The following is a 25,283-nucleotide window of genomic DNA, read 5'->3' on the forward strand; positions in this document are numbered from 1 at the left end:
TGGAGCGGATCGCCGGGGACGTCGGTACGATGTCCCGATCGGTCGATCAGGTCGAGATCGTGGCAGCGCACCTTCGCACGCTGCGCGGCGCGTCAGGACGCGCCGCAGCTCTGCCGGGGCGGGGCAGGGCGGTCACCGCCGCGCGCACCGACGCGCGGGAGATCCTGTCGACGATCGGCCCGCACGTAGCGGTCGCTCAGAGGCTCTCGGCGGCCCTGTCGAGGTATGCGAGGGCCTATGACGAGCACGCGCACAGGGCGAACGACCTGATCGAGCAGATCGAGTCGGCGCACGCGGCGTGGCTGACACTGAACGCGGCGTCGGATGAGGCGGGTCGGGGTGCTCTGGCTGCCGCAGAGGGCGACGATCCGGTCGTCGCGCAGGCGGCGGAGGAGCTGGCGACCGACCTGATCAGGGATCGCCGAAGGGCGGAGGAGGAGCTCGACGACCTCTGGACCCGCTACGAGTTCCATTTCGGAGCCTGGGACGAGGCCTACGACACAGCGGTGCGCGCGCTCGGGGAGAGCGCGGGCGTGAACCTCTCGCACGAGTCGCGGGACCTCCTGCAGGATCTGCTCGCGGCGGATTCGCCGCAGGAGGTTCTCGCCCTGTGGCTCCTGCACCCCGAGTTGCAGGAGGAACTCATCGATGCGGACCCTGCGGCCTTGGGTGCTCTGGATGGCCTCCCCGCGGCTGTGCGGGTGCATGCGAATCAGCGGAGCGCTGCCGCGTGGATCGAGGAGGCCCTGACGGAGCGCGAGCGTGAACCGGACGGATCGGAGCGAGCGGCGTTTCTCGCGAAGGAGATCGCCTACCTCCGGAAGGTGGAGCACGGCGGGGTGCAGCTGTATCTGTACGACCGCGACTTCTCGCGCATCGTCGAGGTCGTCGGGGATCTCCGCGTCGCGCCGACGCACGTGCTCACGTATGTGCCCGGTACGTTCACGAGCCTCGCGAGCTTCTACAGCGGCGACGTGCAGCAGGTCGCGACATCACTGGTCGACAAAGTGCCTGGAACCCTCGCGTTCGTGTACAAGGACGGTGAGTTCCCTGGCGAGGACTCCGAGGCGGGTGGAGTGAACCCGATGCGGATCGGGGAGGCGAACGACCATGATCGTGCCGTCGAGGCGGGGCGGCAGTTGGCGCGGTTCGAGGCGGGGATGCGGGCAGATCCGGCGACCGGTGCAGCGGAGCAGGATGCGTTGGGGCACAGCTGGGGGCTTGCGAACGTGACGAGCGCGGAGGTCGCCGGTGCCGAGTTCGACAAGGTGATCTCGCTCTCCGGAGCCGGGATGCCGCCGGAGTGGTCCCCGGATCCCGACACAGCGTACGCCGACCTCTCCTATCGAGATCTTCTTCAGGAGGGACAGCACATGGGACTCGTCTGGGACGGCAACAACCCGCGCTCTCACCCGGCTTTCGAGCACGGCGGCTACTACCTCGGCCCGGACGACGCGGTGCTCGATCAGGAGGAGGCGAGCAGCCTTGTTGGCCCGACGGTCAATGTCTCGCCCGAGTACATACGGGTGTTGACGGAGAACCACAGCCTGATCGCGACCGATGATCCCGACAACAGACGCGCCCTACGCGATATGCAAAGGCTGGTGAAGAAATGAAGAAGTTCCGGGTCCCGATCGTGGGCCTGGCTGGAGTTCTGGTGGCGTTAACCGCGTGCGCGCAACCGGAAGCGCGAACGCATGACAAGGAGTCGAGTGTGACCTGGCAGGATGCGAAGGCAGCAGCGCAAGCGAAGACGTTGGAGATCGTCGCACTCATACCGGCTGGGGACGTCGTCGCTGTAGACCAGCACGAGACCGGGACGTTGTTCAGTTGCGACGACAGACGGCACCGGTGGACCGGGATCACGTACGTGACGCTGGTCCCGGGGGCTGACGCCGAGGCGACCACGAGAAAAGTAGAAGCGCGCGTAGCGGATCTGTTCTCCGACGAATTCGAGGTGGCGAATTATCGCGGAATCACAGACGAGTACGTAGCGACAGTGGACTCACCGATGACAGGCGAAGGGTACCTTTTCGGCGAGGATGAACCGGGAACGATCTCGATCGACTCCTGGTCGGTGTGCTTCACGCTCCCGGAGGGTATGTATCCCGGCGGGAGCTTCTGAGCATGGGGCGAACGAGAGGTAGTGGCCAGGCGTCGGTAGCGGCGGTGGCAATCATGATGGGGCTATGCGGGTGCTCTGGAGCGAAAGTGCCACCAGAACGGAACCCGGACCGGAGCTGGGAGGAGGTGAAGGCTTCAACGCAGGCGATGGAACGGGAGGTCGCTGCCCTCGTGCCGGACAAGGATGTCGTTCGCGTCGATCAGAACGAGAAGGGAGGCCTGTTCAGTTGTGATGAAACACGGCATCGATGGACGGGGATCACCACACTCACTCTTGTCCCCGGCGTCGACATCGAGTCGCTCTTGAAAACGTTGGAGGGCCAGATCGCAGATGCGCTGCATCACAGAGGCGAGTTCACCGTTTCGCATCGAAGCGACATCTTCGGCGATTACGCGCTGACGGCGCAGTCGAAGACGACGGGAGAGGCTGTTCTTCTCGGGCAAGGCGACGAAGGAACTATCGTGATCGACTCCTGGTCGGTGTGCTTCACGCTCCCGGAGGGTACCTATCCCGGCGGTGACTTCTGAGCGTGGGGTGGACAGGAGGTGGTGCGGTGGCATTCACTGCTGAATGAGGGCACTGGGGGTTGACCTCTCGGGTCAGCCCCCGCCTGCTCGCAGTTCAACGCGCCATGAGTTGAGCCCGCGCACGCTCTGCTCACCCAGCTGATCGGAGGAACCAGAGATGGCTGAACGCCCGATGGTGATTGTTCCTGATGTGGTCGGCCAACCGGTGGACATCGCCGGCGAAACCGCAGCCGCAATCGGGTTGATTCTGTCGAGCGGAGATCTCGACGGCCCGGGTATCCGCGCACGTACCTGGCCTGGGCTCTTCTGGGTGACGAGCCAAGATCCTCAGGCGGGAGCGATCGTCGAGCGCGGAAGTCCGTTGCGCGTCACTTTTGTGGAGGATGGTCAAGCCAGGAGTGACGTGCCGGCGCAGTCATCCGGGCCGTTGCCGTCGCTCGAAAGCCATGCGGATGACGATCCCGACGAGCGCCCGCGGGGGCGCACCTATCCCGGCGGTGACTTCTAAGACGGTCATGTCCGCCCTTCGCTCACCCGCCGCATCTCCGCCGCGAGTGCCTGGTTCGTCTCCGCCAGCCGTGCCGTGATGGTGTCTCGCACCTCGGGCGGCTTGTTCTGACTGAGCTTGGCGCGCGCGTCGAAGCGGTCGACGCGCATCCGCAGACCCACCGTGCCCTTCGCCGCCCGGCGCGTTCCCTGCTCGTCCTCCGACAGATGCCGACCGTGCTCCTGGCGACTCTCGAAGTGGTCGGTCAGACGCGTGAGCATCGCGTAGTTCTCCTCCTCGCCGAGGATCTCGGGGGTGCCGTACAGGTGCGCGGTGACGTGGTTCCACGTCGGGACCAGGTCGCCCGGCGCATAGAGGCTCGACGACACGTAGTCGTGGGGACCCTGGATGATCACCAGCACCTCGTGTCGGCCGAGCTCATGCAGCTGCTCGTCCGGACGTCCGAAGTGGCTCGCGATCACGATCTCGTCTTCATCCTCGAGCAGCAGGGCCGGGTAATGCGAGGCGATCAGGCCCGTGCTCGTCGGAGAGACGAACGTCGCCCACGGGTTGCCGCGGATCAGGCGCTTGACCTCGTCGGGGTCGGTCATCAGGTAGCGGGGTGTGTGTCGCATCAGGACTCCTCGGTGCGGGGGCGGGTGATCAGACGGGTGCGCACGGCCAGGGCGGCACAGGCGATGACGGCGAGTCCACCAACGGCGGTGGCCCAGGCGATCGGCTCGTGGAGCAGGATCGCGGCCCAGGCGATGCCCATCACCGGCTGCACGAGCTGGATCTGACTCACCTGCGCCATCGGCCCGATCGCGAGGCCGCGGTACCAGGCGAAGAAGCCGAGGAACATGCTCACGGCGGCGAGGTAGGCGAAGGCGAGCCACTGCACCGGCGTTGCGGATGGCGGCTGCGTGATCGCCGACGTCACGGTCAGCGCGGCCATGAGAGGAGCGGCGACGATCAGCGCCCACGACACCGTCTGCCATGGCCCGAGCTCCCGGGCGAGAAGGCCGCCCTCCGCGTAGCCGACCGCGGCGGCGAGCACGGCCCCGAACAGCAGCAGGTCGGCTCCGGTGAGCGCACCGATCCCGCCGTTCTGCAGTGCGGCGAAGACGACAGTGGCGGCGGCGCCCAGGATCGCGAAGACCCAGAACGACCGAGCGGGGCGTTCGCCCGTGCGGAGGACTACGGCGACCGCGGTGGCGGCGGGCAGCAGACCGATCACGACCGCACCGTGACTGGCCGGAGTCGTGGTCATCGCGAACGACGTGAGCAGCGGGAACCCGGCCACGACGCCGCCGGCGACGATCGCGAGTCGCGCCACCTGCCTCATCGTGGGGCGCGGCTGACGGGTGGCGGCAAGGGCGATGCCCGCGAGGAGCGCGGCGACGACGGCGCGACCCGATCCGGTGAACAGGGGCGATAGTCCGCCGGTCGCGACACGCGTGAACGGGAGGGTGAAGGAGAAGGCGGTGACGCCGAGGAGTCCCCACCACAGTCCGGCGCGAGTCGATAGCACTGGCTCGCGCGGAGCGATAACGCTACTCTCTATTTTCATGAGTCAGGATAGCAGTGACCGGATCGTCGCGGGAGTCCGTACCTGGATCGCGTCCGCGTCTGCGGGTGCCAGGGTGCCCTCGAACCGGGCGTTGATGGCCGAATACGGGGCGAGCCCGGTGACGGTGCAGAAGGCGATGCGGCAGCTCGTCCGGCTCGGGCTGGTCGAGTCGCGCCCCGGCGCTGGCACCTTCGTGCGGGCGACGCCCACCGTGCGCGCAGCCGACTACGGCTGGCAGACCGCCGCTCTCGGCGCAGCGCCGGCCGGACTCGCCGGGCTCTCGTCGACCCAGCGCACCGTCGCCCCAGACGCCATCGGACTGCACTCCGGATACCCGGCGGCAGAGACCTGCTGCCGGAGCGGCTCGTCCGGCAGGCGATCGTGCGGGCCGCGCGATCCGAGGCGGCGCTGACGCGCTCTCCGGCGGCCGGGAATCCCGACTTGCAGGCCTGGTTCGCCGGCGAGCTCGCCGCCTCGGCCCCGGCGGGGGCGACGCCGGCGTCGGGGCGCGACGCGTTGATCATCTCGGGCAGTCAGAGCGGGCTGAGCTCGATCTTCCGTGCGGTCGTCGGCGTCGGACAGCCGCTGTTGATCGAGTCGCCGACCTACTGGGGTGCGCTGCTCGCGGCGGCACAGGCGGGGGTGGTGCTGGTGCCGGTCCCTTCCGGACCCCAGGGTCCCGACCCGGACGAGGTCGAGCGCGCGTTCGCGCTGACCGGCGCTCGGGCGTTCTACGCACAGCCGACCTTCGCCAATCCGACCGGCGCACAGTGGCCGACAGCCACCGGAGCCGCCGTCCTGGAGGCGGTCCGACGCCACGGCGCCTTCCTGATCGAAGACGACTGGGCGCACGACCTCGGAATCGACGCCGAGCCACGACCGATCGCCGCATCCGACGACGACGGCCATGTCGTGTACCTGCGCTCGCTTACCAAGAGCGTCTCACCCGCACTGCGCGTGGCAGCGGTGATCGCCAGGGGACCCGCGCGGGATCGGATCCTCGCCGACCGTGCCGCCGAGTCGATGTACGTGAGCGGCCTGCTGCAGGCCGCCGCGCTCGACGTGGTCACGCAGCCCGCCTGGCGGACCCACCAGCGCGGGTTCCGTGAGCACCTGCGCGCGCGTCGCGATCTGCTGGTGTCGAGTCTGGCTGCCTCGGTGCCGCGCGCGAAGGTGGAGCACGTGCCCGTCGGTGGCCTCAACCTGTGGGTACGGCTGCCTGAGGGGACGGATGTCGCTCAGGTCGTACGCGACTGCGAGGTGCGGGGCCTGATCATCGCGCCAGGGTCGGAGTGGTTCCCCGCCGAGCCCTCCGGTGCCTTCGTGCGCCTCAACTACGCCAACGCCGATCCGGCCCGATTCCCCGAGGCTGCGGGCATCCTGGGCGAGGTGCTGGCCACCTGATTCCCGTTCGCTCGCGAAGGGAGCGGGTGACGGACTACTCCTGCGGCGGGCCGGCCGGCCGATGAGCACGGCGACCGTTCACGACCACCGGGCGCCCTGCACGTTCCTGGCCGGGCAGGGGGCGGGAGCGGCGGCCGTAGATGAGCTCCGACGAGTCGAGCAGCCACGGCACGAGGGTGATCGACACCCCGTGCACGAGCATGAGCTGGTTGGCGAGGCGGCGGGCGCGGCGGTTGTGCAGGAACGACTCCCACCAGTGCCCCACGATGTATTGCGGCAGGTACACGGTCACGACCGAGGAGCCGTGCTTCTCGCGATACTGCTTGATGAACTGCGTGATCGGCTGGGCGAAGGATCGATACGGCGATTCCACGATCACGAGAGGGATCGGCACGAGATGGTCGGCCCATTCCTGCTGCAGCGCCGTCGCATCGTCGGAGGCCACGGCGACGTGCACGGCCAGGGTCTTGCCGTGCTTCGCCGCGATCGCATAGTCGATCGCCTTGACCACCGGCTTCTGCAGGCGGTTGACGAGGACGATGGCGAGGTCGCCGGTCGCGCCGAACTTCGTGGTGTCGTCGATCGCGATCTCGTGCTCGACATCGCGGTAGTACCGCTTCACGCCCATCATCAGGAAGGCGAGAACCGGGATGGCGAAGAAGACGAGGTAGGCGCCGTGAGTGAACTTGGTGATCGTCACGATCACCAGGACGAGCACGGTCAGGGTCGCTCCCGCGGAGTTGATGAGGAGTCCCACCTTGGCCGAGCGTCGGTCCGATGCCGAAGCCCCGTCGATACCGGACCCCGCCGCGCCCTCCACGGGTCCGCGCAGCACGCGCCGCCAGTGCCGGACCATGCCGATCTGCCCGAGGGAGAACGAGACGAAGACGCCGATGATGTAGAGCTGGATCAGCGTCGTCAGCCTCGCCTGGAACACGACGAGCACCGCGATCGCGGCGATGCCGAGAAGGATCATGCCGTTCGAGAACACGAGGCGGTCGCCGCGGGTGTTCAGCGACTTGGGGGCGTAGCCGTCACGGGCGAGCACGGCGCCCAGCAGGGGGAAGCCGTTGAACGCGGTGTTCGCGGCGAGCAGCAGCACGCACGCGGTCGCCGCCTGCACGATGAAGAAGGCGATGCTCCCCCCGCCGAACGTCGCCGAGGCGATCTGCGCCATCAGGCTCGGTTGCGGATTGGTGCAGTCGAAGCCGATCAGGTCGCAGGGGTTCTCGGCATAGTGCACACCGGTGATCAACGCCAGTGCGGTCAGACCAGAGAACAGGCAGATCGCGATCGTCCCCATCAGCACCAGGGTCGACTGCGCGTTGCGCACCTTCGGGGCGCGGAAGGCGGGCACGCCGTTCGACACGGCTTCGACACCGGTGAGAGCGGAGCAGCCGCTCGAGAACGCCCGCAGGATCAGCAGGATCACGGCGGCCTGACTCAGGCTCTCGGCCTGCACCGAGAACTCGGCGCTCGAGGCCACGGGGGCGTCACCGAGGAAGGTCCGGATCAGGCCGGTCACGATCATGACCCCCACCGAGCCGATGAACACGTACGTCGGGATCGCGAACACGAGCGAGGCTTCGCGCACGCCACGGAGGTTCACGATGATGATCAGGATCACGAAGCCGACCGCCAGCTCGACGCGGAACGGATCGAGCCCCGGCACCGCGGAGATGATGTTGTCGACGCCCGAGGCCACCGACACGGCCACGGTCAGCACGTAGTCGACGAGCAGCGCCGCGGCGACGACCACACCGGGGATCTCGCCGAGGTTCTTCGAGGCGACCTCGTAGTCTCCGCCGCCCGAGGGGTAGGCCTTGATGAGCTGCCGGTAGCTGAGGACGACCACGAGCAGCAGCACCACCACCGCGACGGCGACGAGGGGCGTGAACGACAGGAACGTCAATCCGCCGATCAGGAGGATCATCACGAGCTCCTGCGGGGCGTATGCCACCGAGCTCAATGCGTCCGAGGCGAAGATCGGCAGAGCCATCCGCTTCGGCAGCAGTTGATCGTCGACCTGCTGACTCGTCAGCGGTTCCCCGATGAGGATGCGCTTCGCGCGTGGCGGCGCGTCCGCGCTCTCCCTGTTTTCGTCTGACACGTCCCGCGACACTACGCCCACATGCGCCATCCTCACGTGATCCTCACGGAATCCCTACGGGCGGCTCCCCTCTCCTCACGGAATCCTTACGGCCGTCATCCGGGGGTCAGGGCGACGCCTACACTGACACGTTGTGGGAGATCAGATGCTGCTCGGGTTCATCGCGATCGGGATCGGCATGGCCTTCGGCGTCGTGCTCTTCGTCCCCTTCGTGGCGATCAGCTATCGCCGACGGGGTGGCCTGGGGCTCGGCCGCACTCTGCTCTGGCTCTCCGCACTGATCTACTTCTGGGCCATCTGGACCTACACGCTCCTCCCCCTGCCCGACCCCGACGCGATCCGCTGCGTCGGGGCGATCACCGATCCGATGTCCGTCGTCCGCGACGTGCAGACCGCGCTCGCCGCACCGGGGAACCCGCTGCGACACCCGGCGCTTCTGCAGCTCGCATTCAATGTGCTGCTGTTCGTTCCGCTCGGGGTGTTCGTGCGTGTGCTCGCCGGGCGCGGCATCGCGGTCGCGCTCGCCGCGGGCTTCGGTCTGTCGCTCCTGGTCGAGACGACGCAGCTGACGGGTGTCTGGGGCCTCTACCCCTGCGCGTACCGCTTCTTCGACGTCGGCGACCTCATGACCAACACGCTCGGCGCGGTCGTCGGATGCACGCTGGCGCTCGTCGTCCCTCGGTCGCTGCGCGGCAGTGAGGCGCGCGCAGACGCCGACCGGGCACGCCCCGTGACCCGCGGTCGCCGCGCACTCGCGATGCTGTGCGACGGTCTCGCCTACTTCTTCGTGGGGGCGGGGGTCAGCGTCGCGGTGCAGTTCTGGTTGCAGTTCGTCGTGGGCGACCGGGCGGCGGTCCTCGACGGCGGTGTCGCGAACGCCGCGGGCACGATCACCGCGTCGGCGTTGTGGTTGGTGCTGATCCTCGCCGGCGGCCGCTCCGTCGGCGATCTCGCCGTGCAGCTGCGTTACACGGGTTCCAGGATGCCCGCCCCCGTCGCGCGATTCCTGCGCTGGGTGGGTGGCATCGGCGGACTCGGCGCGCTTCCGCTGCTCGGCGGATTGTTCGATCCCGCGTCCTCTGTGCTGATCTTCGTCGCCGTCGTGCTGCTCTTCACCACGCGGCTCGGACGAGGGCTGCCCGGACTCCTGTCCGGCCAGCAGCTCTCCGATGCCAGGGCGGGCGGGGTGGTCCGAGTATCCGGCGCGGAAGGTCCCGCGGCCGCTTCGCATGATGCGTGACGGGTGGGGAGGCCGACGGCGCCCTGCGGTCAACCCTCCGCGTGGGCTCGCGGCATGTACCACTCCGTGAACTCCGTGGCGCGCCCGTCGGGTGCGAGCCGGATGATCCAGAGGTTGAGGTAGTCGCGCTCCGCCGGGTATTCGGTCCGGCCCCGGACGACCACGAATCCACCGACCTCGTGGAGGACCTCCCATTCGAAAGTCCACGTGCCCGGTTCGTCGCTATCCTCCAGCCAGCCGGCCACGATCGCGTCGCGTCCGACCCGCGGTTCCGAGTCGGGGCTCGTGAGGTATCGGGCGTCGTGCGTGAAGAGCGTCCCGATCCGCTCGGGATCGTTCGATCGCCACGCGTCGATGTAAGCCCTCGTCCAGTCCTCGCCTGCTGTCGTCATGTGCTCCGTTCTAAGCCGCTGCGGACGCCGCGTCAACCCGTTCGGGAATCGTAGGGACATCGGGGATCCACAGCGGTTTCCGATCACGAACGCGTAACGTCGAGGGCATGACGACCGTTCACGTCACCGAGGACACGATCAACCAGGCCCGCGAGCTGCGCGACGAGCTGCAGCGGTTCCTGCGCGAGTACGAGTTCGGGATGCGCGAGGTCGAGACGAAGATCTCGATCCTCCGTGACGAGTTCACGCACGATCACGCGTACAACCCGATCGAGCACGTGAAGAGCCGGCTGAAGTCGCCGGACAGCATCGTCGAGAAGCTCGCCCGCAAAGGCATCGACGAACCCGACTTCGACCGCATCCGTGCCGACATCACCGACATCGCCGGCGTCCGTGTGACGTGCAGCTTCGTTGCCGACGTCTACCGGCTGTTCGACCTGCTCACGGCGCAGGACGACATCACGGTGCGCACGGTCAAGGACTACATCGCGCACCCGAAGCCGAATGGCTACAAGAGTCTTCACGCGATCATCGAGGTGCCCGTTTTCCTCTCCACCGGCGCGCTGTCGGTGCCGGTCGAGGTGCAGTTCCGCACGATCGCGATGGACTTCTGGGCCAGCCTCGAGCACAAGATCTACTACAAGTTCTCGAACCAGGTCCCCTCGCACCTCGTCGACAGTCTGTCGGATGCCGCAGACGCCGCCGCCGAGCTCGACAGCCGCATGGAGCGGCTGCACCGCGAAGCCCACGGCGTGCCGCAGCGCCAGCTCGCCCCGCCGCCCCCGCCCGCCCCCCGCACGTCGCCCGCGGCCCCGAAAACCCTCGAGTCGTCGGCGTCTGATCGGAGCCCTCAGTCCCCGAACACCGAGGCGAGTGCGGGCCAGGACTCGGCACGGGCGAACACCGGGACGCGGTCGCGCGTCGTCGCAGCGGTCACCACCGCTCCACCGCGCGCAGCGCTCCCGGTCCACACATCGACCCAGTCTCCGGGCGGCAGGTACACGGTCGACGCGGAGACCCCTGGCTCGAGCACCGGGGCCACGAGCAGGTCATCGCCCAGCATCCACTGGATCGGATGCGCCCACACCTCCTCGTCGCCCGGGTGGTCGAAGTACAGAGGTCGCATCAGCGGACGGCTCGTGCGGATCGACTCCCGGGCCTGCGCGGCGAGATACGGCACCAGACGCTCGCGCAGGTGCACGAGCTCCCGCACCTCGGCGATCACGGCGTCGTCCCCCGTGCGCTCGGCGATGTTCCACGGCGTGCGGTCGCGCGAGGGCAGCCGGTGGTGGTTGAACTCCGAGTGATACTGCATGATCGGCACGAACACGCTCGCGGCCATCGCCCGTACGTAGAGCTCGGGGTCCGGGATGTCGCCCGAGAACCCGGCGATGTCCCATCCCCAGTAGAGGACGCCGCTGGCTGCGGCCGAGAGCCCGGCGAGCATCGACCACCGGAAGGCCTCCCACGTGGAGTTCTCGTCGCCCGCCCAGAACGCACCGTGCGCCTGCGAGCCCGTGAAGCCCGCACGGCTGAACGTCACCGGCGCCTTGCCCGCCGACGCGAGCAGTCGTCCGTATGCCGCGGCGTAGGCCACGGGGAACAGGTTGTTCGACACGTCGCCGTGGCTGCCGTCGAGATAGCGCAGGTCCGCGCCCCACGCGTGCTCGCCCCCGTCGGTCTTGAACCCGTCGATGCCGACCTCCTCCACGAGGTAGCGGCGCTTCTCGGTCCACCACCGTGCAGCGCGCTCGTCGGTCAGATCGGGCATGAGTCCCAGCGGGAACCACCAGCCGCGGTTGCGGTAGGGCCGAAGCGACCCGTCGGGGGCGACCTCCTTGATCAGCACGCCCTCACGGATCGCGGCATCCGCGTCGGCGCGCGCCTGCCCCTGCGGATGCGGGCGCATCTTCATGAGCGGGATCTGCCACAGGTGCACCCGTACATCGCTCTCGTGCAGCGCGTCGACCATGCCCTTGGGGTCGGGCCATGCGCCTTCGGAGGGGAAGTCGAAGTCGTCCAACCGCAACGGACCGCCGTCGGCGCGCACCTCGTACCGGGCGTCACGGAACGCCGTGAAGGTGCTCTCGTCGCTCCAGGCTTCGATCACCACGGAGCCGACGGGGATGTCGTGCTCGCGGTGCAGCGCCATCTGCCGCTCGACCTCGGCCTGCGTGTTCCACTCGTTGCCGCTGGCCCACAGTCGGAACACCCAGTCGGGCAGCTCGGTCGGACGCCCGACCTCGGCGAGGAAGGCGTCGAGCACCTCCGTTGGTGCGCCGGTGTAGAGGGCGAGCTCGATCGCGGCGGCCTCGGCGACAGCATCCGTCTCGGCCTCGACGACCAGACGTGACGCATCGGAGGCGCCGATGTCGAACCACACGCGCCGGGAGGTGCGCACATGGAAGCCCCACCCCGCGCCTCCGACGACGTGCGCGAAGGGCATGGGCAGGTACGTGCGCCGGTGAGCGCCCTGGCTCTTGTACTGCTCGAACACCATGGAATCGAGCCGCTGCCCGCGGTGATCGAGGGCGTCGAAGCGCTCCCCGAATCCGGTCACATGCTCCCCGGTGGTCAGCGGCAGCGCGAAGCGCACCCGAAGGACGCGCTCGCCGTCGTCGAGCACCTCGACCTCGCTCGGGCGCGCAGGCACGGATGATGCGGCGTCCACACGCACGGTGTCGGCGGCTCCCGGACGCCAGGCAGCGACCCGGCACGAGAACCAGCGGGTGCTCTCGGCGGCACCGTCCCGGCGCTGCGCGGTGAAACGGTAGCGCAGCTCCGCGCCGGAGGGGACGCTCGGCAAGGTCAGCTCCCACCCGCCGGCGGCCCTGTTCTGGCGGGCCTGCGCCGAGGCGAGGTGTCCACCGTCGACTGCCTGTCCGCGGGACGAACGGGCGACGGGGGAGAGGGCATGCCCTTCCAGGCGAGTGCCGGCCGCGTCCCGCCATTCCAGTTCGACGTCGACGGCATCCGCATCGGCAGAGGTGCGCACGCCGAGCCGCAGCGGTTCGCCGGCGACGGATGCACGGGCGAGCGCTGCTCGGTGTCGTCGGAGTACGGGTGGCCCGAACCGGCCGGACGATGGCGGATCATTCGACGACCTCCCCGAGCTCGACCGCGAGTCGCAGCAGCATCGCATGGCTCCACAGCAGCGGGGTAGCCACGGTGCCCCACCGGTCGATCCACTCCTGACGGAACGACGGGTCGAGCAGGTGATCGTCGACCTGCTCCGGCAGCATCAGGTCGACGGTGGCGGTGTTCGCTGCCCATTCGAGTGCCCGGCGGGCGCTGTCGCGGTCGCCGACGGCCGCCTGCGCGAGTCCGAGGAAGCAGGTCAGCAGCGGCCATTGACCACCCCCGAAGAAGGTGTCGGCGCGGAAGCGGTGCACGCCGCCGTCGACCGAGAGGTCGCGGCGAACGGCCGTGATCGTGCCCGCGGCCAACGGGTCGGCCGCGGGGATGACTCCGAGCGGCGAGATCAGAGCACTGAGGCTGCCGTCGACCGCGTCGTCGCCGATCCACTTCACCAGGTGTCCGTCTGCCGTGCCGTCGCCGTGCAGCAGATCGTCGATCGCGGACCGGGCGTCGAGCGCGGCTTCGAGGCGAGGTCCCTCGATCAGGCCCGACGATGCGGCGGCCGAGAGCCCGGCCGCGATGCAGCCCAGCGTCGAGATGTGCACCTGTTCGGAGTGCTCCTCCCACCAGTCGAAGCAGGGTCGCTGCCACGAGCTGACGAGGTAGTCGACCGTGAGCTCCGCCGCCCTGCGCCAGCGCTGCACGTCGAGTCCGTGCCGTTCGGCGTGCGCGACCGCGGCCCACAGCCACGTGCCGTAGCCGTCGAGCTGGAAGTCCCACCAGTCGTCGTGGCCGAGGTCGCCCGCGAAGGTGAAGCGTGCGGGGAGCATCCGATCGTCCGGCACCGGCTGCCCCGCCCGCGCGGCGGCGACGATCTCCTCGATCGAGCCGGCATGCCGCAGCAGCACGTCGGAGCACCAGTCGAAGAATCGGGTCGCGGAGTCCACGGCGCCGGCGGCCGAGACGCCGTCGGCGATGAACGACCCGTCACGGAACCAGCAGTATCCGCGGTAGGCGGAGAAGTCGGGGCTGGCGGGGTAGGCGCCGTTCGGCTCCTGCAGGGAGGTGATCACGGATCGCGAGTGCGCGAGGAGCGCACCGAGGTCGGTGTGCACGGGGACGTCATCGTGGGGACTCCTGGGGTCGGAGGGGGCGGGCCGGTCGGCCCGCCCCGGGGTGGGGTGGCGTCAGCCGAGCAGCGCGTTGACGCGCTCTTCAGCCGAGTCGAGGGCTTCCTGCACGCTCTTGCGCCCGGCCGCGGCCTCGGTGAGCTCTTCGCTCACGATGTCCTGCATCTCGGTCTGGCCCTCGCCGATCGACGGGGCGAGAGCGACCTGCTCGAGCGAGTCGAACACGGCCTGACGGTTGGCGGGGTCGCCCTTGTCGAGGTACACGTCGAGCTGGCTCTCGTCGGCGATCGGCGGCAGCTCCCATCCGCTGTCCAGGCGCACGTCGACCATGGTCTTCGAGCTGGTGAGGAATTCGGCGAACCGCTGGGCGGCGTCCGCGTTCTTCGTGCCGGCCGAGACGGCGACGCCGTTCGAGAACAGCGCGCTCGCGGGGGTCGTGTCGCCCGGTTCGACGGCGATGTCCCAGGCGAAGCCGGCATCGGCGAGGCCGCCGAACATCCAGATGCCGGTGTGCCACATGGCGAGCTTGCCCTCGGCGAAGAGGCCGCTGTCGAAGTCGGGCGTTCCCGCTCCCTGCTCGGCCGTCGGCATCGTGGTGCCGCTCTTGCCGACCAGCCACTCCGCTGCGGCGAGACCCTCGGGGGAGTTGAACGCGACCGCCGAGCCGTCGTCGTTCAGGAAGTCGCCGCCCGCCTGTGCGACCGCCTTGTAGTACTCGTGGTAGCTGATCGGCTGGTAGTCGCCCCAGACGCCTGCGGCGGCATCGGTGAGCTTCTCGGCCGCGGCCTGCTCGTCTGCCCAGGTCCAGTCGGCGGTCGGGTACTCGAGTCCGGCGGCGTCGAACAGGTCGGCGTTGTAGAAGAGCACGACGTTCGAGAACGAGCTCGGCAGGGCGTACTGGGTGCCGTCGGTGGCGTAGGCCTCGGCGAGGGAGGTCTGGTACACGTCGGTGTCGACGCCTTCGAGCGGTGCGAGCACGCCGTTGGCCTGGTAGGCGGCGTAGTTGGCGAACTCGATGTCGAACACATCCGACACCGTGCCGCCTGCCAGGTCGGTCTGCAGGGCGGTGAAGTAGTCGGCGTACGGAAGTGTCGTGACGTCGACCTTCACATCGGGGTTCTCCTTCTCGAAGGCCTCGACGATGGTGGCGAGGTTCTCCTCGTTGCCGCCGTTCGAGATGAAGTTCGAGTAGGTGATGGTGACCTGGTCGCCATCGCCGGAGGCATCCGTGCCTCCGGACGAGCAGCCGGCGACCGTCAGGCCGACGACGGCGAGGACGGCGACGGTGCCGACCGGGGTCCATGCTGTGCGTGACATGGTGGGGGTTCTCCTTCTCATCGGGTGGTGCGTGATCGGGTGGTGCAGTCGGTGCGGATGCTCCGAGGTCATTTGATCCCGGAGCTGGCGACGCCCTGGATGACGTAGCGCTGGGCGAAGACGTAGATGGCGAGCATCGGCAGGATCGAGACGACGGAGCCCGCCATCATCACGTCCCACTGCGTGGTGTACTGCCCCTGCAGGCCGGCGAGCGCGAGCGGAAGCGTCTGCAGCTCGGCGGAGCGCAGGATGATCAGCGGCCACAGGAAGCTGTTCCAACTGCTCATGAACGCGAAGACCGTGAGCGTGGCGATGGTCGGACCGACCAGGGGGAGCACGATCGTCCCGAAGATGCGGAAGTGCCCCGCCCCGTCGAGGGTCGCGGCCTCGTCGAGTTCCCGCGGCACCGAGTTCATCGCCTGCCGGAGCAGGAACACCCCGAAGGCACTCGCGACGCTCGGCAGCAGCACACCGAGGTAGGTGTCGACGAGCTTGAGGTCGCGCATCTGCACGAACAGCGGCACGATCAGCACCTGGATCGGGATCATCATCGTCGCGAGGTACACCGCGAACACGGCGTCGCGACCGGGGAAGGGCATGCGGCTGAAGACGTACGCGGCCATCGAGCTCGTGAGCAGCTGCAGCAGTGTGACGACCACGGCGAGGACGAGCGAGTTGAGCACGACCCTGGCGAACGGCGTATTCGCGAACAGCTCGGCGTATGCCGAGAACGAGGGGTTCTCCGGGATCAACGGCGGCGTGGAGGAGAGTCCGGCGCCGGGCGAGATCGAGGTCACGATCGTCCACAGGAACGGGAAGAACATGACCAGCGCCCCGAGGATGACCACGGTGGTCAGGGCGACGGTGCCGAGACGCTTACGCATAGTTCACCCACTTCTTCTGGCCGCGGATCTGGATGACGGTGATGAGGAGCACGACGAGGAAGAGCATCCACGAGAGGGCGGATGCCTCGCCGGCCCGCCCGTAGCGGAAGGTGAGGTCGTAGATCTGCTGCACGACGACCGTGCTCGCACCGGCCGGACCGCCGCCGGTCATCGCATACACCTGGTCGAACACCTGGAACCCGTTGATGAGCGAGATGACGATGACGAAGAACGTCGACGGCGAGAGCATCGGCATGGTCACGCTCACCAGTCGACGCCACGGCCCTGCACCGTCGACGCGGGCGGCCTCGTAGAGGTCGGCCGGGATGGCCTGGAGGCCGGCCAGCAGGATGATCATCACGAAGCCGAGGTCCTTCCACGCCGACGCGATGATGATCGAGGGCATCGCCCACGCGGGATCCGTCCACCATCCTGGACCGTCGATGCCGACCAGTCCCAGCACCGCGTTCACGATGCCGATGTCGGGGTTGAGCAGCCAGCGCCAGACGAGTGCGACGACGATCCAGCTGGTCACCACGGGGAGGAAGTACACGCCGCGCAGGAAGTTGCGGGCGGGGATCGCGCTGTTGAGGGCCAGTGCGAGGGCGAGTCCCCCGACGTAGACGAGGGGCAGGTACCCGACGAGGTAGTAGAGCGTGTTGAGGAAGGCGCGGTGCGTCGCCGGGTCCTGCAGCAGGTGGATGTAGTTGTCGAAGCCGACCCACTGCATCGGAGACAGGAGGTTCCAGCTGTGCAGGCTCGTCCACAGCGCACCGACCATCGGGTACAGCGTGAACATCACGAGCGGGAGCGCGCTGGGGAGCAGGAAGATCAGCACGGTGATCGCATACCGCGCACGGCGGGAGCGACGGGCGCGTGCGGGAGTGCGCGTGGGGGGCGGGGCCTCCACGGTCGGGCGGGAGTCGAGCGCGGTCATCAACGGGACTCCTGTGCTCCGTCGCGGAGGGAGGGCTCGGTCAGGCGCTCGCGGACCAGACGGCCCTGCTCGCCGGTGCGCCCTGCGGCGTCGAACGGCGTCGCGAGCACGAGGCTCGCGGCTCCCTGCGCCCAGCGGTCGTCCTGCCAGGTCTCGACCGCGACGGGGATGCCGCGCTTGCGGGGCATGAGTCCGGAGCGCAGCGCCGGCTCGAAACCGTAGGACCAGTGGTTCCAGGCCTCGACGCCTTCGCCGAGGATGATCAGGATCTCGGGGTCGATCGCGTTCGCGACGCCCGCGAGCGCGCGGCCGAGCAGGTGGCCGGCGTGTGAGAACAGCTCCTGTGCGGCGGTGTCGCCCGCGTCGGCGCGTCCACGGAGCGTGGACATGCCCGCGGCCTCGCCGATGATCCCGCGGGTGCGGGCCGCCGACACCAGGGCGCCTTCGCCGATCAGCGATTCCAGGCATCCGTCCGCCCCGCAGCTGCACCGGGGGCCGTCCTCCTGAGTGGGGAGGTGGCCGATCTCGCCCGCACCGCCGCCGTGCCCGCGCAGCACGGAGCCGTCGGCGATGATGCCGGCGCCGATGCCCGTGCCGATAGTGACGACCAGCACGTTGTCGTGGCCGCGGGCCTGGCCGTGAAGGAGTTCCGCCATCGCGAGGGCGTTGACGTTGTTCTCGACGAGCACGGGGAGGGCCAGTTCGCGCCGCAGCACGTCGCCGAGGGGCACGTGGCTCCACCCGAGCTGGGTCGAGTCGACGTTGCCGAGGCTCTGGTCATCGACGTCCCCGGCACGCCCACCCCGACGCCGAGGAGGGGCCGGTCGCTGCCGCCGGCGATGAAGGTGCGCAGCAGGCTCGCGAGGGTCGGGATCGCCGTCGCGGATGCGGCGTCGAAGGGTTCCGTCGCCGAGCGCACGACCGTGCCGTCGATGCCGACCTCGACGACGGTGATGTGGTCGGCGACGACCTTGACCCCGATGACGCGGCCGGCATCGGCGACGAGACCGAGCAGGCGGGCGGGGCGTCCGCCCTGGGAGGGGCTGTGGTCGAGTTCGACCAGCAGGCCGTCGGCGATCAGCTGCTTCGTGACCTGCGTGACCAGGGCGGGCGACACGCTCAGCAGTCGCGCGAGGCTCGCTCGGGACGTGGGCCCGAGCGCGCCGACCTGGGCGAGGACGGCGGAGCGCATGATGTCGGACCGTGCCGAGGACTGAGTCACAGGAACCCCTTTGTTTAGGACTAAATGAACTATAGAAACAAGTCCGGGTCGTGTCAATGCCAGGCCGATTCGGGGCGCGCACTTGAGATCCTGCTGCAATAGTTGAATATCCCGCAGGTATCATCTAAAGTTTTACCCAATACAGTGACGACGACTTCAAGGGAGAAGTGATGTTCATGCCATCGAGAAAGAAATCGACGAAGGTCGGGTTGAGAAATCGGATCGCCATGACCGCGGTCGGGAGTGCGATGGCCGTCGGTCTTGCGGTGGGTGCTGCTGCACCGGCGCAGGCGACCGTCGGGTTCTGGGACGTGTACTCCAGTTGGTTCCAGGCGGTCGCAGCCCTCACCTCGACGGGCGGAAACGGGGTCTTTCAAGCCCACGCCTACCTGGGGAACACCCATTCCTGGGGGGTGAAGTCGCAGTACAACACGAAGGCAGAGGTGAACGGCTACAACCTCACGCACAACGCCGTCCTCTACCGCGACGGCATCATCTGGGCGCGAGCCCAAGGGTGAAGACTAAGGGTGTCGCGGTGGGGGCCGACGCCCTGCACCGCAGGGAGGAGGATTGATGAAAAGACGCGGACTCTTCTTGGTGGCGGCAGCGATGTCGGCATTGACGGCGTCGGCATGTACGCCCGCACCCGATGAAGGTGCAGGGCACCTTGCCCCGTCGTTGCATGCCCTCATCGAACAGGCGCTGGGGCGAAACGATCTGTCGGAGTGGGACAGGGCAGCTCTGGAGAAGGCGAGTGCCGAGGGCAAGATCTCGCAGGCAGACTACGTCGAAGGGATGGATCTGTTCGATGCATGCCTGAAATCGGCGGGGATCGAGTTCGACCGGACGGTCCTCCTGAACGGCGTCATCGAGTTCCAGCCGCCGCCCGGGCACTATTCCGAAGCCGAGATCGATGCGCAGGCGAAGGCGCAGTACGAGTGTTCGGTGAATGCCGTCACCCAAGAGATCTTCACCCTGCAGCAGGCGAATCCTGACCTCTTGGCCGACTTCCCTCAGGCCGCGGTGAACTGTCTCAAGAAGGCTGGAGTGGTGGATGACGAGTTCACCAAAGCTGATTTCGAGAAGGCGTCTGGTTCTGGAGCGGGGCCGGCCGAGTATCCGTTCGACGTGATGTCCCCAGAGGCTCAGACATGCCTGTACTCGCTGGGGTACTCCGTGAAGATTGCTGAGTGAGTGAAGCGCGCGTTCACCCTGACCGTCGCGTTCGTCCTGAGCTGTGGCGTCGTCGTGGGTGCGGCGGTCGCGTACGACCTCCTACCGGCTCCGGGCGGTGATCTGGCCCCCACCCCGGAAGACAGGACCTACCCGGTGAGGTTCGTGGATTTCGTCGACGAACGGACGCTGCCGTTGGCTCCGACATTCTCGGAGGGCTCGGAGCTACGAGCAGCAGCATCAGGAACAGTGACGTCGAGCGCCTGCGTTCCGGGCCACGCCCTGGTCTCGGGCAAAGCGGCGTTCGCCGTCGATGGGAACCCCGTTGTCGCGTTGTCCACGGACGTGCCGTTCTACCGGGATCTTCGCTGGGGTGACACCGGTCCCGATGTGGACTCTCTCCGCCGGGCCCTCGCGGTGCTGGGGTACTCGGTCGATGCATCCGGCGGGTTCAGCAGGGACGTCTTCGAGGCCCTGTCCGCGATTCAGGATTCGGACGGCCTGGCCTTCGACGACGGAGGATTCCATCTCACGGACTTCCTCTGGGTGCCTGCCGGAGCTGCGGCAGTCGCTATCTGCGAGGCGAAGGTCGGACAACGCTACATGCCCGAATCCACCTTCGCCACGACGTCGAGCATCCTGACAGCGCTGTCGTTGGTGAGCGACGAAGCCGAACAGGTGGTCCCCGGGGATCGGAGGCTCCAGGTCTTCGGCGTAGACGCCGTCATGCCTGAGAGCGGTGTGCTGTCAGATCCGGAGGCTCTCGCCCGGATCGCCGCTGCCCCTGAGGGGAAGGGTGAGCTTCGGGGGAACGGCGACGAGGAGGCGGCGCCGATCTCCGGCACCAGTCAACTGGTCACCCCTCTCCGTGTGGCGCCCGTTCCCGCCGCGAGTGTCTTCGATGTTCGTGGCAGTCAGGGATGCGTCGCCTCGGAGAGCGAGTCGTATCCGGTCACGGTGGTCGGTGCGAAACTCGGAATGTCTCAGGTCACCTTCGACGGTGACTCTCCCTCGAAGATTCTGCTCCGGCCGGACGCGGAGACGTGCCGTGCTCCATGAGGGGCCGGTCCTCATGCTCCAGGAGGTCGGGCACGGATGGGGCGCTGGGCCTCCGCTCTTCGACGGCGTGAGTGCGACGCTTCGGCCCGGTGACGTCACGGCGATCACGGGTCCCTCCGGGTCGGGAAAATCGACATTGCTATCGATCATCGCCGGGTGGCTCGCGCCGACCTTGGGGAAGGTGGAACGGATCGGGATCAGTCGGACTCATTGGGTTTTCCAGAATCCCTATGGGCAACCTCGCCGCAAGACCCTCGATCACGTCTCCTATCCCTTTCTCGCCCGCGGCCTGAAGCGAACCGCCGCGGATGCGGAGGCGGAGGTGCTCCTGGGCAGGTTCGGCCTCGAAGGCCGAGGCGATCTGCCTTTCGCGAACCTCTCCGGGGGTGAGGCCCAACGGCTGATGCTTGCGCGCGCCGCCGCGACACGCCCCGACCTCCTTCTCGTCGACGAGCCCACCGCACAGCTCGACCGTGCCGCTGCGCGAACAGTGAACGATGTCCTTGCCGGGCTTGCCGACGCCGGCTCGATTGTGCTTGTGGCTTCCCACGATGCCGACACGATATGCGCCTGCAAGACGTCGATAGATCTGGGAGCGGTGAGCTGATGCGAATCTTCGACAGCGTAGGAGAGGCGATCCGTAACATCAGATCAGGATCCAGTCGTGCCGGCATCATTGCGCTGATCCTCGTCCTCACATCGACGGCGCTCCTCGCCGTCGATGCGGCCACGATCGGAGCGCTGCAGGAGCGAGCCGGTCAGGTCCGTTCACAAGCGGGAGCGATCCGTGTCCTCGTCGCCGACCACGCGATCGATCCCACCGCGTGCGCGAGCCTTGCCGAACTCAAGAGCATCGCCGATGCCGGCCCGATCTGGCCGCTCGATTCGCTACAGCTCCTCGCCTTGCCCCTGGTCGAAGTGCCCGTCTTCGAACTCAGTACCGGAGCCGCCCGGATGCTGGACTTCCCCCGCATCCGACCCGGGGGGACCTACATCCCCGAGTCCCTCGCCGAACGTTGGCACGCCCGCGAAGGAAGTCGGCTCGAGACCTCTGACGGCGTCATGGTGGTCGATGGCGTCTACAGGTACTCAGAGGACGACGGTCGAGACCCACGCCTCGCCAACGCCATCGTCGTCATAGGCGAAGACTCCGAACGGGCCTCCGAATGCTGGTTCAGTGTCTGGCCGCCGTCGAACGTTGCCGACCAGTACGCGTACGGAACCATCACCTCGTCCGGGCCAGAAGGTTCTGCCCCCCAGATCGCGCCACTGAATCCGGCGGTCGGACAGCGGTTCGACTTCACACGCGAGTACACCACTCGGGCCACGGCGCTTGCTGCCGCCGGCGTGGTTGTCCTCTTCGGGGTGCTGGCGTTCAGCTTCACCGCTCGCAGACGGATGGAGGTGGCAGGCAATCTGCATGCGGGAGCACGCCGTCGCCATGTCCTCGCGGGGATCGCCATCGAAACCGTCATCTGGGCAGTTGCGACAGCGATCGCCACGTTCGTCCTCGCCAGGCTCACCGCGAGGTTCCTCCTCCGCGAGGCATTGGCCGGCTACGAGACATCGTTGGCCATGACCTTGGTCATCGCCACAGGTGCCGCCGTCATCGGCGCAGTCATCCCCGTCATCCTCACGCGCGAGGATCGACTCTTCGTCCTCTTCAAATCGCGCGCCTAGGAAGCGCTCGTCGACTGGATTCCTCTCCGCGGTCATCTGAAATCCCTGGGATCGATCGCGCCTCAGCGCCGGGCAGTCGCTGTCGCCCGAGGAGGTCTGCGCCTCAGTCCGCCGTCGTCGAACCGAGCTCGGACGGGTGGGTGAGCCGCCACCACTCGGACGGCGGGTCGATACTCCCCGTGATCTCGACCGGTGCGGTCACGGTGTGCGGTCCGGCGGTCCAGGTGATGCTCCCCACGACCGAGCCATCCCGATAGGTCGGCGGAGTCTCGATGTCCATCGTCGCGACGATCGGAGTGTCCGACCAGGTGAAGATCGTCGCATCCTCGCCGATGACCAGCTGGGCGGTGGATCCCCAGGGCGTGGTTATCGTGCCGACCTCCTGTCCGGATGTCGCGACGGGCATCTCGCGGAAGCCGGCACGGATGCCGCTCAGGGTGGCGATCACGCTGTCGTTCACGGACTCACGCGTCGGACCGCCGAGGACGACGCCGGTCACGGCGAGCGGATCGGCGGTGCCCACGACGAGCGTCGCGGTGTAGAGCAGGCTGTACGTGCCGTGGCCCAGCGTGCCGGTCTTCAACCCCGTGATCCCGCTCGTGCCGAGCAGGCCGTTGGTGTTGTACAACTGGCCGGCGCCGGGGAGCGAGATCGACGGGGTCGCGACGATCTGCGCGATCGTCGGATTCGCCGCGGCCAGCTTCCCGATGGCCAGGAGGTCGGCAGTCGTGCTCGTATTGCGCGGGCTGATGCCGGTGGGCTCGGTGATCGTGGTGCCCGTCAAGCCGTGGGCGGAGAGCCAGTCCCGCGTCGCGCCGAGGAACGCGTTCTGCGATCCGAAGATCCGGGAGGACAGGGCTTCGGCGTAATTGCTCGCCGACGGGATCAGCATGGTCGCGAGGGCATCATGCAGTGACATCGCGGTGCCGGTGGGCATGGGGGCGATGGTCGCGCCCTGCACGTAATACCTGTCGTAGAGGTCGTGGTCGGCCTTGCTGAAGGTGATCGTGGGTCCGGGGTCGTCGGCGGAGGCGAGCGGGACGGCATCCAGGATGACCAGCGCGGTGATGAGTTTGGTGATGCTCGCGATGGGGAGAGGGTCGCCGGTCCCGCTCGACGACCAGGTGCCGCTCGCCCCTTCGCCCAGGTAGGCGTCCGCGCCGGAGATGCTGATCGCCGAGGCGGACGCGGGGACCGCAGCGATGGCCGCCGCGTCGCCGACCGGGACCGGCGGCATCCGGGTCGTCACCGCCGGCGGATTCACCGGGGCGGTGAGAGCCCACGCGATGTATCCACCGCTCGCGGCCAGCAGCAGCACGACGCAGACGGCGGTGATGAGGAGTCCCCGGCGTCTGCGTGCTCGGCGGACGTCCGGATCGATGCGATCACGACGGGAGGGGAACTCCTGCTCGCGCGTCATCAACGCCGCGAAGTCGGAGAGATCGTCCGTGGGCTGATCGGGGGCGGTCAACGAGAGAGCCCGTCGCCGAGCGTGTCCGACATGAGCACGAGGTACCTCCGATGAAAGTCCGCTCCGACGTCGAGGCAGCGCCCTTCCGAGGAACCATGTGGTCATCATCGCGGACATCCGGCCCCCGCGCTATCGGCCGTTCGGGGGACATCCGCGCTGCCGCCGGACGTCTCCCGGCAGTGCGACCCGCGTAGGCCCTCGAACCCGCGGGCCTACGAACCGAGGAATTCCTTCGCGGCCGCCGACATCGCCGTGACGCCGACCTCGATCGTGGGATGGATCTCCGGCGCGAAGAACGGCGAGTGGTTCGTGGGCACGTCGACCTCCTGGCGGCCGGCGGCGACGGCCTCGGCGAACTTCGCAGGGTCGTGTCCGCCCCAGAACCAGAACACCAGCGGAGCACCGGCGTCGCGGGCGAACCACGACACGTCCTCGCTGCCGGTGAACATGCCGGGGTCGATGACGGATGTCTCGCCGAGCGCGCGCTGCAGGGCTGCGGTCACCCTGGTCGTGGCGTCCTCGTCGTTGATCGTGGCCGGCAGGGTGTGGTCGGTGCGGATCTCGGGCTCGCGCTCCGCCCCCGATGCCGTGGCCTCGGCTCGGACGATGCGCTCGACGCTCGTGAGTACCTTCTCGCGCATCTCGTCGTTCGGGTAGCGCAGGCTGAGCTCCAGCTTCGCCTCGGCGGGGATGATGTTGTTCTTGAGCCCTGCGTGGATCGAGCCGACCGTGACGACGGCGACGCTCTGCGGGTCGATCTCGCGCGAGGTGATGGTCTGCAGGCGCATCACGGTCGCCGCGGCCATCACGACCGGGTCGATCGTGGCGTGCGGGCGCGAGCCGTGACCACCGCGCCCGTGCAGGGTCACGGTGAGTCCGTCCGATGCCGCCATCTGGGTGCCGCTGCGCACTCCGATGATGCCGGCGGGGAGCGGGGTGACGTGCTGGCCGAGCACGACGTCGGGCTTCGGGTAGCGGTCGAGGATGCCGTCGTCGAGCATCGCGCGTGCGCCGGCGCCGTACTCCTCGGCGGGCTGGATCAGCACGACGAGGGTGCCCGCCCACTCGGCGCGCTCGGCGACGAGCTTCTCGACCGCGCCGATCATGGCCGTGACATGCATGTCGTGGCCGCACGCGTGCATGACGGGAACGGTCGTGCCTGCGGGGTCGACGCCCTTCGCGGTGCTCGCGTACGCCAGCCCGGTCTGCTCCTCGACCGGGAGTGCGTCCATGTCGGCGCGCACCCAGACGACGGGTCCTTCGCCGTTGCGCAGCACGCCCACGACGCCCGTGACGCCGACGCCTTCCTCGACCTCGAGTCCGAGGTCGCGCAGATGCTGGGCGGCGATGCCGGCGGTGCGCGTCTCCTGGAACGAGAGCTCAGGATGCTGATGCAGGTCGATGTACAGCGCTTCGAGATCGATCGTCATGGCCCGAGCCTAGTGGGCGCGGTCACGACACCGCCCGGGCGAGAAGG

At 68.2% G+C, this 25,283-nt stretch carries 22 protein-coding genes and 2 pseudogenes; 12 read left to right on the top strand and 12 right to left on the bottom strand.

The window, feature by feature from the left end; all coding sequences use genetic code 11:
* Positions 1-29: 29 nt before the first annotated feature.
* The 4 genes from K1X59_RS02175 to K1X59_RS02190 all read left to right on the top strand — a co-directional run bounded on the left by K1X59_RS02175 (position 30) and on the right by K1X59_RS02190 (position 3,160).
* Complete coding sequence (locus K1X59_RS02175) at positions 30-1,616, top strand: hypothetical protein (protein ID WP_210274225.1); 1,587 nt, start codon at positions 30-32, stop codon at positions 1,614-1,616.
* 98 nt (positions 1,617-1,714) lie between these two features.
* Positions 1,715-2,125 (top strand): hypothetical protein, encoded by a 411-nt coding sequence (locus K1X59_RS02180; RefSeq protein ID WP_220173874.1) that lies wholly within the window; start codon positions 1,715-1,717, stop codon positions 2,123-2,125.
* Between the two features lie 125 nt (positions 2,126-2,250).
* Complete coding sequence (locus K1X59_RS02185; protein ID WP_210274226.1) at positions 2,251-2,652, top strand: hypothetical protein; 402 nt, start codon at positions 2,251-2,253, stop codon at positions 2,650-2,652.
* Between the two features lie 157 nt (positions 2,653-2,809).
* Positions 2,810-3,160 carry a PASTA domain-containing protein gene (locus tag K1X59_RS02190; RefSeq protein ID WP_183151688.1) on the top strand — a complete coding sequence of 117 codons (351 nt, stop codon included), beginning with the start codon at positions 2,810-2,812 and terminating at the stop codon, positions 3,158-3,160.
* 5 nt (positions 3,161-3,165) lie between these two features.
* Here K1X59_RS02190 and K1X59_RS02195 read toward each other — a convergent pair whose 3' ends face one another.
* Together K1X59_RS02195 and K1X59_RS02200 are read right to left on the bottom strand one after the other, a co-directional pair.
* Positions 3,166-3,774 carry an FMN-binding negative transcriptional regulator gene (locus K1X59_RS02195; protein WP_183151689.1) on the bottom strand — a complete coding sequence of 203 codons (609 nt, stop codon included), beginning with the start codon at positions 3,772-3,774 and terminating at the stop codon, positions 3,166-3,168.
* Complete coding sequence (locus K1X59_RS02200) at positions 3,774-4,709, bottom strand: DMT family transporter (protein WP_183151690.1); 936 nt, start codon at positions 4,707-4,709, stop codon at positions 3,774-3,776. Before K1X59_RS02200 ends, K1X59_RS02195 begins: the two co-directional genes overlap by 1 nt.
* On the opposite strand from K1X59_RS02200, the pseudogene K1X59_RS02205 reads away from it, so the two are divergent.
* Positions 4,708-6,113 (top strand): annotated as a pseudogene (locus K1X59_RS02205) (PLP-dependent aminotransferase family protein). The gene K1X59_RS02200 and the pseudogene K1X59_RS02205 sit on opposite strands and share 2 nt — an antisense overlap.
* Before the next feature lie 34 nt (positions 6,114-6,147).
* On the opposite strand, the gene K1X59_RS02210 reads toward K1X59_RS02205, so the two are convergent.
* Positions 6,148-8,253: an APC family permease gene (locus tag K1X59_RS02210; protein WP_244632331.1), complete on the bottom strand. Its 2,106-nt coding sequence runs from the start codon at positions 8,251-8,253 to the stop codon at positions 6,148-6,150.
* Positions 8,254-8,368: 115 nt separating this feature from the next.
* Between K1X59_RS02210 and K1X59_RS02215 the strand changes: the two genes are divergently transcribed.
* Positions 8,369-9,463 (top strand): VanZ family protein, encoded by a 1,095-nt coding sequence (locus K1X59_RS02215; RefSeq protein WP_220173875.1) that lies wholly within the window; start codon positions 8,369-8,371, stop codon positions 9,461-9,463.
* 29 nt (positions 9,464-9,492) lie between these two features.
* Here the strand turns inward: K1X59_RS02215 and K1X59_RS02220 are convergent, their stop codons facing one another.
* Positions 9,493-9,855: a nuclear transport factor 2 family protein gene (locus K1X59_RS02220; protein WP_183151692.1), complete on the bottom strand. Its 363-nt coding sequence runs from the start codon at positions 9,853-9,855 to the stop codon at positions 9,493-9,495.
* Between the two features lie 107 nt (positions 9,856-9,962).
* On the opposite strand from K1X59_RS02220, the pseudogene K1X59_RS02225 reads away from it, so the two are divergent.
* Positions 9,963-10,607, top strand: a pseudogene (locus K1X59_RS02225) (GTP pyrophosphokinase family protein); the annotation flags it as partial.
* Positions 10,608-10,705: 98 nt separating this feature from the next.
* On the opposite strand, the gene K1X59_RS02230 reads toward K1X59_RS02225, so the two are convergent.
* The 6 genes from K1X59_RS02230 to K1X59_RS02255 all read right to left on the bottom strand — a co-directional run bounded on the left by K1X59_RS02230 (position 10,706) and on the right by K1X59_RS02255 (position 18,547).
* On the bottom strand, positions 10,706-12,997 hold the full coding sequence (locus tag K1X59_RS02230; RefSeq protein WP_396652562.1) for a TIM-barrel domain-containing protein: 2,292 nt from the start codon (positions 12,995-12,997) through the stop codon (positions 10,706-10,708).
* Positions 12,948-14,048, bottom strand: a complete 1,101-nt coding sequence (locus K1X59_RS02235) for a glycoside hydrolase family 15 protein (RefSeq protein ID WP_183151693.1) — start codon at positions 14,046-14,048, stop codon at positions 12,948-12,950. The genes K1X59_RS02230 and K1X59_RS02235 overlap by 50 nt, the downstream gene beginning before the upstream one ends.
* A 72-nt stretch (positions 14,049-14,120) precedes the next feature.
* Entirely contained in the window at positions 14,121-15,380 is a 1,260-nt protein-coding gene (locus K1X59_RS02240; protein ID WP_183151694.1) for a sugar ABC transporter substrate-binding protein, read from the bottom strand.
* Between the two features lie 68 nt (positions 15,381-15,448).
* A complete protein-coding gene (locus tag K1X59_RS02245) occupies positions 15,449-16,264 on the bottom strand; it encodes a carbohydrate ABC transporter permease (protein ID WP_183151695.1) in 816 nt (271 codons plus the stop codon).
* A complete protein-coding gene (locus K1X59_RS02250) occupies positions 16,257-17,201 on the bottom strand; it encodes a carbohydrate ABC transporter permease (protein WP_183151696.1) in 945 nt (314 codons plus the stop codon). The genes K1X59_RS02245 and K1X59_RS02250 overlap by 8 nt, the downstream gene beginning before the upstream one ends.
* The gene (locus K1X59_RS02255) at positions 17,201-18,547 is read right to left on the bottom strand and encodes an ROK family protein (RefSeq protein ID WP_258567027.1); all 1,347 of its coding nucleotides are present in this window, start codon (positions 18,545-18,547) and stop codon (positions 17,201-17,203) included. Before K1X59_RS02255 ends, K1X59_RS02250 begins: the two co-directional genes overlap by 1 nt.
* A gap of 103 nt (positions 18,548-18,650) precedes the next feature.
* Between K1X59_RS02255 and K1X59_RS02260 the strand changes: the two genes are divergently transcribed.
* The 5 genes from K1X59_RS02260 to K1X59_RS02280 all read left to right on the top strand — a co-directional run bounded on the left by K1X59_RS02260 (position 18,651) and on the right by K1X59_RS02280 (position 22,335).
* The gene (locus K1X59_RS02260) at positions 18,651-18,941 is read left to right on the top strand and encodes a hypothetical protein (RefSeq protein ID WP_183151697.1); all 291 of its coding nucleotides are present in this window, start codon (positions 18,651-18,653) and stop codon (positions 18,939-18,941) included.
* A 55-nt stretch (positions 18,942-18,996) separates the two neighbouring features.
* Entirely contained in the window at positions 18,997-19,617 is a 621-nt protein-coding gene (locus K1X59_RS02265; protein ID WP_183151698.1) for a hypothetical protein, read from the top strand.
* The gene (locus K1X59_RS02270; RefSeq protein WP_183151699.1) at positions 19,618-20,655 is read left to right on the top strand and encodes a hypothetical protein; all 1,038 of its coding nucleotides are present in this window, start codon (positions 19,618-19,620) and stop codon (positions 20,653-20,655) included.
* Positions 20,656-20,722: 67 nt separating this feature from the next.
* Complete coding sequence (locus K1X59_RS02275) at positions 20,723-21,262, top strand: ATP-binding cassette domain-containing protein (protein ID WP_258567028.1); 540 nt, start codon at positions 20,723-20,725, stop codon at positions 21,260-21,262.
* The gene (locus K1X59_RS02280) at positions 21,220-22,335 is read left to right on the top strand and encodes a hypothetical protein (protein WP_183151701.1); all 1,116 of its coding nucleotides are present in this window, start codon (positions 21,220-21,222) and stop codon (positions 22,333-22,335) included. Before K1X59_RS02275 ends, K1X59_RS02280 begins: the two co-directional genes overlap by 43 nt.
* 103 nt (positions 22,336-22,438) lie before the next feature.
* On the opposite strand, the gene K1X59_RS02285 is transcribed toward K1X59_RS02280, so the two are convergent.
* Both K1X59_RS02285 and K1X59_RS02290 read right to left on the bottom strand, forming a co-directional pair.
* A complete protein-coding gene (locus tag K1X59_RS02285) occupies positions 22,439-23,806 on the bottom strand; it encodes a D-alanyl-D-alanine carboxypeptidase family protein (RefSeq protein ID WP_183151702.1) in 1,368 nt (455 codons plus the stop codon).
* A 212-nt stretch (positions 23,807-24,018) separates the two neighbouring features.
* Positions 24,019-25,236 carry an amidohydrolase gene (locus tag K1X59_RS02290; RefSeq protein ID WP_183151703.1) on the bottom strand — a complete coding sequence of 406 codons (1,218 nt, stop codon included), beginning with the start codon at positions 25,234-25,236 and terminating at the stop codon, positions 24,019-24,021.
* Positions 25,237-25,283: the final 47 nt, after the last annotated feature.

The organism is Microbacterium sp. Se5.02b (genome assembly GCF_019464375.1).
In the GTDB taxonomy this organism is placed as follows: domain Bacteria; phylum Actinomycetota; class Actinomycetes; order Actinomycetales; family Microbacteriaceae; genus Microbacterium.

Excerpts from the sequence above, each read along its gene's own strand:
- K1X59_RS02175 (WP_210274225.1), top strand. The coding sequence starts at position 30 with ATGTCCCGATCGGTCGATCAGGTCGAGATCGTGGCAGCGCACCTTCGC.
- K1X59_RS02190 (WP_183151688.1), top strand. The coding sequence starts at position 2,810 with ATGGCTGAACGCCCGATGGTGATTGTTCCTGATGTGGTCGGCCAACCG.
- K1X59_RS02195 (WP_183151689.1), bottom strand. The coding sequence starts at position 3,774 with ATGCGACACACACCCCGCTACCTGATGACCGACCCCGACGAGGTCAAG.
- K1X59_RS02200 (WP_183151690.1), bottom strand. The coding sequence starts at position 4,709 with ATGAAAATAGAGAGTAGCGTTATCGCTCCGCGCGAGCCAGTGCTATCG.
- K1X59_RS02210 (WP_244632331.1), bottom strand. The coding sequence starts at position 8,253 with ATGGCGCATGTGGGCGTAGTGTCGCGGGACGTGTCAGACGAAAACAGG.
- K1X59_RS02215 (WP_220173875.1), top strand. The coding sequence starts at position 8,369 with ATGCTGCTCGGGTTCATCGCGATCGGGATCGGCATGGCCTTCGGCGTC.
- K1X59_RS02220 (WP_183151692.1), bottom strand. The coding sequence starts at position 9,855 with ATGACGACAGCAGGCGAGGACTGGACGAGGGCTTACATCGACGCGTGG.
- K1X59_RS02230 (WP_396652562.1), bottom strand. The coding sequence starts at position 12,997 with ATGCGATGCTGCTGCGACTCGCGGTCGAGCTCGGGGAGGTCGTCGAAT.
- K1X59_RS02240 (WP_183151694.1), bottom strand. The coding sequence starts at position 15,380 with ATGTCACGCACAGCATGGACCCCGGTCGGCACCGTCGCCGTCCTCGCC.
- K1X59_RS02245 (WP_183151695.1), bottom strand. The coding sequence starts at position 16,264 with ATGCGTAAGCGTCTCGGCACCGTCGCCCTGACCACCGTGGTCATCCTC.
- K1X59_RS02250 (WP_183151696.1), bottom strand. The coding sequence starts at position 17,201 with ATGACCGCGCTCGACTCCCGCCCGACCGTGGAGGCCCCGCCCCCCACG.
- K1X59_RS02255 (WP_258567027.1), bottom strand. The coding sequence starts at position 18,547 with ATGATACCTGCGGGATATTCAACTATTGCAGCAGGATCTCAAGTGCGC.
- K1X59_RS02260 (WP_183151697.1), top strand. The coding sequence starts at position 18,651 with ATGACCGCGGTCGGGAGTGCGATGGCCGTCGGTCTTGCGGTGGGTGCT.
- K1X59_RS02265 (WP_183151698.1), top strand. The coding sequence starts at position 18,997 with ATGAAAAGACGCGGACTCTTCTTGGTGGCGGCAGCGATGTCGGCATTG.
- K1X59_RS02280 (WP_183151701.1), top strand. The coding sequence starts at position 21,220 with ATGCGCCTGCAAGACGTCGATAGATCTGGGAGCGGTGAGCTGATGCGA.
- K1X59_RS02290 (WP_183151703.1), bottom strand. The coding sequence starts at position 25,236 with ATGACGATCGATCTCGAAGCGCTGTACATCGACCTGCATCAGCATCCT.